A 5,042-nucleotide genomic window follows, 5' to 3' on the forward strand; every position below is an offset into this window, starting at 1 on the left:
GGAGCTCTCCTCGGCGCTGCCGCCCCGACGGAGGCTGCCAGCAGAGTCCTGACCGAACAGCGTCTCAGCGACCGTCTGGTCGAGCTGACCATGGACTCCCCCGCTCTGAGCGGCCGTAGCACGGTGGCCCTGCTGACACCCACTTATCTCCGTACTCGGTAGAGCACTCCCCAGGTGTGCACACAGAGAACGAGATTTTCTGGTTGCTCTGTCACACATGCACCGGACACATCCCCTGGCGGGACGGGCCGCCACGGTGCGCTCCTCGCGCACCGTGGCGCTCGCAGTATCGATCTCCGGCCGAAGACTGGGGTGTGTGCTGGTGGTCCTACCAGGGCGGACCGGCGGGGAACCGACAAGGCTCGATCTCCGGCACGCCTCGTTCCTCGACTGCCTCGCAGATCATCCGCATCCACCTCGGGAGACAAGCATGAGTGATGCGCCGCGCGCTCGTGGCGGTACTGGTTCGCGCCTGTCCAGCAAACTCAAGAAGCACCGCTCCCAACACCTTGTCTATCTGACCGGTTGCTCGCTCTTCTCCTTGGGCGCAACTTTCTTCATACAGTCAGATTTAGGTGCGGACCCGTTGGACGTATTCGCTCTGGGCCTGCTGGAGCACGTCCCACTGTCCATCGGCATAGCCCAGGCACTTGTCGCGCTGGCCTGTCTCTTCGTGTGGGCCGTCTGGAACCGCAGGCGGCCGCCGCTGTCGCCCGTCTTCACGTTCTTTCTCTGCGGCAGCATGATCGACGTACTGCGGGCCAGCGGAACGGCTGGCCACGTGCCCGTATCCGAGTTCGCGCTCATGATGTTGGGCGTTCTGCTCTGTACCTATGGTTCAGCACTGATCATCATGAGCGGCGTCGGCATACGCGCCATGGATCTCCTCGCCATCAGCATGTACCACAGGTGGCGTTGGCCCTTCTGGGCCGCCAAGGGGAGCCTGGAGATTCTTCTGCTCGGCTCCGGCTATCTCATGGGCGGCCCGACCGGGATCGGCACTGTGTGTTTCCTGATTTTCGTCGACGCGCTCATCCAGCCCTGTATGCGGCTCAATGCCCGCTTGTTCTCCCTTCAGAACCACGGTCTCGCCCAGCCGGGCGTGGTTCCCTCTGCCTCTGCCTAAGGGAAAGGACTCTCCCGTGCTCTTCAGAGATCTCCACATCGCCGGTATGGGTGCCTACCTGCCGGAGCGGGTCACCACCGAGCAGGCCGTCGCTGAAGGCCGCTACGACGCTGATGAAGCGGCCCGTCTGGGCTGGGTGTCGGTGGCCGTCGCGGGCGACATGCCGGCCCCGGACATGGCGGTCCAAGCCGCACAGGACGCCCTGTCCGTATCCGGGCACACGGCTGAGGACATCGCCGTCCTGATACACGCCTCGTGCAACCACCAGGGGCCTGACATGTGGTCTCCTCAGCACTACATCCTCCGCCACACCGTCGGAGGCACTGTTCCCGCACTCGAGATCCGTCAGGGCTGCAACGGATTTCTGGCAGCCATGGAGCTCGCGGGGTACTACATCGGTGCTTCCGGTGACCGTCCCGCGGCTCTGATCACCTCTGCCGACAACTGGGGCGATCCGCTGGTGGATCGATGGCGCGCCACGCCGGGCGGCCTCTTCGGAGACGCCGCCACCGCTGTCGTCCTGTCCCGGCACCACGGCTTCGCCCGTCTGGTCAACGTGCGGGCGACCTCGCTTCCGGAGCTGGAGGAGCTGAACCGAGGCGGTGAGCCTCTCTTCCCGCCGGGCTGTACCACCGGTCTGCGGGTGGACCTGCGCGAGCGTGCGGCCACGTACAAGGGTGGCCAGGACATGCTGAGCGCCGGCAGGCTCATGGGCGAGACACAACGGGCTCTCATTCTGGCGACGTTGGAGGAGGCGGGGCTACGGCCGGACGACATCACCCGCGTCGCCCACCAGTTCGTCGGCGACCGCGGCGTACTCCAACGGCTCCTGGAACCGTTCGGGGAGCACGCCGCAGACCGCGGGGTGTGGGACTTCGGCCGCTCGATGGGGCACACCGGCGCCAACGACCAGACGAGCGGGCTATTCCATCTCCTCGCCACCGGCCAGCTCCGAGCCGGCGACCATGTGATGCTGCTCGGTGCCGGCGCGGGCATAGCCTTCTCCTGCGCGATCGTCGAGATCGTCGCCCCTCCGGCCTGGGCGCGCGGGCTCTCTCCACACCCGGTTCCGTGAAGAGGGAGCCGAAGCCGGGGGCAGCGGCGCCCGAACGCTGGGTACTGCGACCCCTGGGACCCGCACCCGGCATACACGGGGACCGGCGCGAGCCGCTGGTGCGTCTCGTCTGCGTCCCGTACGCGGGGGGCAGCGCGGCGGTCTACCACCAGTGGGCCCACTCCTTGCCGTCCGCGATCGAGCCGTGGGCATTGCGCCTGCCCGGACACGACTCGCGTATGGACGAACCTCTCTGCACAGATCTGATATCCGTCGCCCGTGAGGCCGCTGCCGCGCTCGCTGGGCTGCTACCGGGGCCGTACGCGCTCTTCGGGCACAGTCTCGGCGCCTTGCTGGCGTTCGAGATCGCGCACTCACTGCGCGACGTGTGGGGGATCGACCCCGTTCTGCTCGCCGTATCGGCGCGGGACGCGCCTCAGCTTTCCCGCCAGGGCGGGACGATGCACCGGCTGCCCGATGAGGAGTACCTGGAAACACTGGACCGGCGGTTCGGAGCGATCCCGCCGGTGATCCGGGAGGACCCGCAGATGCGAGCCTTGTATCTGCCCATTCTCCGAGCTGATACCACCATGCTGGAGACCTACCGGCACCAGGAGGGACGCCTCCTGGACTGTCCGATCCTCGCCTTCGGCGGGGCGGACGATCCTGAGACGTCCGCCGACGCCCTGTCAGCCTGGAGCAAGCAGACCACGGGAGGGTGTTCGACGACGCTGTTCCCTGGCGGCCACTTCTTCCTCCAGCCCGAGCGCGACCGGCTCCTGCGCCTACTTTCAGACGAGTTGCTCGTCTCGCTCGTCCCCTGAGCAGGGGGGGGCGGCCATCGTGGCAGCGTGCCGCCCCCACCGCGCTTCAGCGGCGCTCGGCCGTGATCAGGACATACCCGAGACCCGGGGTATAGAACGTGTTCACCTCCGGGTCGAGCATCGCCTCGACCACGGCCTCGCCCGCGATCCGCACCCACTCCTCACGGTGCTCCAACATTTTGGCCCGCAGCGCGACACGGACGCTGTCGGGCACGAGAATGTGGGGGGTCACGTCTTCGATCTCCACCACCCTGAAGCCCTCCCCCTCCAGCATCGGCGCGTAGGCGGCGAGTTCGACGGCGGTGACCAGCGGATGGATGGTGGACCAGTCCTTGCCCGGCTCGTGGAACATGTCCGCCACAGCCAGCCGTGCCCCGGGGCGCAGCACCCGCGCCGCTTCCCGTAGCGCACGCGGCTTGTCAGGCATGTGGATCAGCGACTCGAAGAGCCAAGCCCCATCGAACGAGCAGTCTTCGTACGGAAGGTGCTGCGCGTCGGCGCGCTCGAACCGCACACGGTGACCGACGTCGAGTTCGCGTGCCCTCGCAGTGGCGTGCTCGACCTGGCGCGGGCTGACAGTGATACCGACGATGTCCACCTCGCACGCGTCAGCCAGCGTGAACGCGGGCTGGCCGATGCCGCAGCCGATGTCCAGTACGCGCTGACCGCTTTCCGGCGCGAGGCGGTTGATCATGAGACCGGTGAGGCGTGCGGTGGCCTCCTGGAACGATGAGGTGTCGCGCTCGTCCTCCCAGTAACCGAGGTGCAGGTTGCTGTCGTTGACGCGGGCGTGGAACTCGCTGAACTCGTCGTAGAGTTCCGCGACGCCGTCGTTGTTGGATTCAGGGGTCGTTGACATGAGCTCTCCAGTCTTAGGGGGCACGGCGGCCGTGCCCGGACTCGGACTATCGCTTTCAGTCGCGGTCGTAGTACCAACTCATGTCGGTGCCACCGGCGGAGGCCAGGCGTGAGACTGCGGCCGGCCGCTCGGAGGTCACCTCCGGCGAGCAGCGGCGGCGCAGGTCGTCGAGGGCCGGCAGCGCCGCGAGAACCGTCGGGAAGGGCAAGCCGAAGTCCACGAGACAGGCGACCTCGTCGACTCCCGCGGCACGGAGCCGGTCGATGGTGGCGGCGCACTTGTCCGGTGCGCCGAGCAGCGACCGCCGTCGGTAGTAGTCCTCGGCCATCAGCTCGGCCAGCTTGTCCTGCTCCGCGGCGTCGGTGCCCCGTGATGTCCCGCCGGCCTTTTCGTCGTTGCGCTGCTGACTCATGAAGGACGCGAGGTATTGCTTCACGGGCTCTCGCACGAGTTCCCACACCTGGTCCTCGTCGTCGCCGACATAGGTGTGCATGCCGATGGTGACGACTCCCGCGAGCGGATCGTGGCCCGCTTCCTCGCGAGCAACGCGGTAGGCGGCGATGTTCTCCTCAAGCTTCTCCCAACTGGTCAGCAGAGACAGGACGTTCAGGCCCCGGGTGCCGGCTTCGAGCCATGTCCGGGGATTCGAGGTGTGGACGAGCCAGAGCGGCAGTTCCGGCTGACGGGGACGAGGGAACGTACGCACCTCCAGTTCGCGCCCCTCAGGCCCCGGGAAGCGAGCCGACTCCCCCCTCCAGAGCCTTCTGAGGGTTTCGATCTGGCCGAGGGTGTCCTCCCGGCGGCTCTCGTACCGTTCGGGGTAGAAGACGAAATCACCCTGATGCCAACCGGTCGCCACGCACACACCGGCCCGCCCGCCGGACAGTTGATCGACCAGTGACCACTCCTCCACCACCCGTACAGGGTGGTGGTGCGGCAGCACCACGCTCCCCGCCCTGATGCCGATGTGCTCCGTCGCCACCGCGAGCGCGGCGGACAGTACCGCCGGGTTGGGGAAGCTGCCTCCGAATTCCTGGAAGTGCCGCTCAGGGGTCCAGATCGCTGTGAAGCCTCTCTGGTCGATGAAGCGGGCGACGTCGAGGATGAAGCGGTAGCGCTCGCCGAAGTCGTAGCGGTCGTTCGCCGAGAAGAAGTAGACGCTCAGGTCCATGGGTGTCC

5 protein-coding genes are annotated in these 5,042 nt (G+C 67.1%); 3 read left to right on the forward strand and 2 right to left on the reverse strand.

Going from position 1 to position 5,042, the window contains the following annotated elements; all coding sequences use genetic code 11:
• Positions 1 to 430: 430 nt before the first annotated feature.
• Genes ACK8N7_RS05490 through ACK8N7_RS05500 form a run of 3 tightly spaced genes read left to right on the forward strand, consistent with a single transcriptional unit; the run spans position 431 to position 3,004 of the window.
• On the forward strand, positions 431 to 1,126 hold the full coding sequence (locus ACK8N7_RS05490; protein ID WP_500441212.1) for a YczE/YyaS/YitT family protein: 696 nt from the start codon (positions 431 to 433) through the stop codon (positions 1,124 to 1,126).
• Between the two features lie 16 nt (positions 1,127 to 1,142).
• Entirely contained in the window at positions 1,143 to 2,201 is a 1,059-nt protein-coding gene (locus ACK8N7_RS05495; protein WP_500441214.1) for a ketoacyl-ACP synthase III family protein, read from the forward strand.
• Positions 2,198 to 3,004, forward strand: a complete 807-nt coding sequence (locus ACK8N7_RS05500; protein ID WP_500441216.1) for a thioesterase II family protein — start codon at positions 2,198 to 2,200, stop codon at positions 3,002 to 3,004. Before ACK8N7_RS05495 ends, ACK8N7_RS05500 begins: the two co-directional genes overlap by 4 nt.
• Before the next feature lie 46 nt (positions 3,005 to 3,050).
• Here the strand turns inward: ACK8N7_RS05500 and ACK8N7_RS05505 are convergent, their stop codons facing one another.
• Positions 3,051 to 3,863 carry an SAM-dependent methyltransferase gene (locus ACK8N7_RS05505; RefSeq protein ID WP_356211119.1) on the reverse strand — a complete coding sequence of 271 codons (813 nt, stop codon included), beginning with the start codon at positions 3,861 to 3,863 and terminating at the stop codon, positions 3,051 to 3,053.
• 55 nt (positions 3,864 to 3,918) lie between these two features.
• Positions 3,919 to 5,034 carry a MupA/Atu3671 family FMN-dependent luciferase-like monooxygenase gene (locus ACK8N7_RS05510; protein ID WP_500441218.1) on the reverse strand — a complete coding sequence of 372 codons (1,116 nt, stop codon included), beginning with the start codon at positions 5,032 to 5,034 and terminating at the stop codon, positions 3,919 to 3,921.
• Positions 5,035 to 5,042 lie beyond the last annotated feature (8 nt).

The organism is Streptomyces griseobrunneus (genome assembly GCF_046713465.1).
Taxonomy (GTDB): Bacteria; Actinomycetota; Actinomycetes; order Streptomycetales; family Streptomycetaceae; genus Streptomyces; species Streptomyces microflavus.

What these genes read in the sequence shown, in the direction of transcription:
- ACK8N7_RS05490 (WP_500441212.1), top strand. Translation starts at nt 431, where the DNA reads ATGAGTGATGCGCCGCGCGCTCGTGGCGGTACTGGTTCGCGCCTGTCC.
- ACK8N7_RS05505 (WP_356211119.1), bottom strand. Translation starts at nt 3,863, where the DNA reads ATGTCAACGACCCCTGAATCCAACAACGACGGCGTCGCGGAACTCTAC.
- ACK8N7_RS05510 (WP_500441218.1), bottom strand. Translation starts at nt 5,034, where the DNA reads ATGGACCTGAGCGTCTACTTCTTCTCGGCGAACGACCGCTACGACTTC.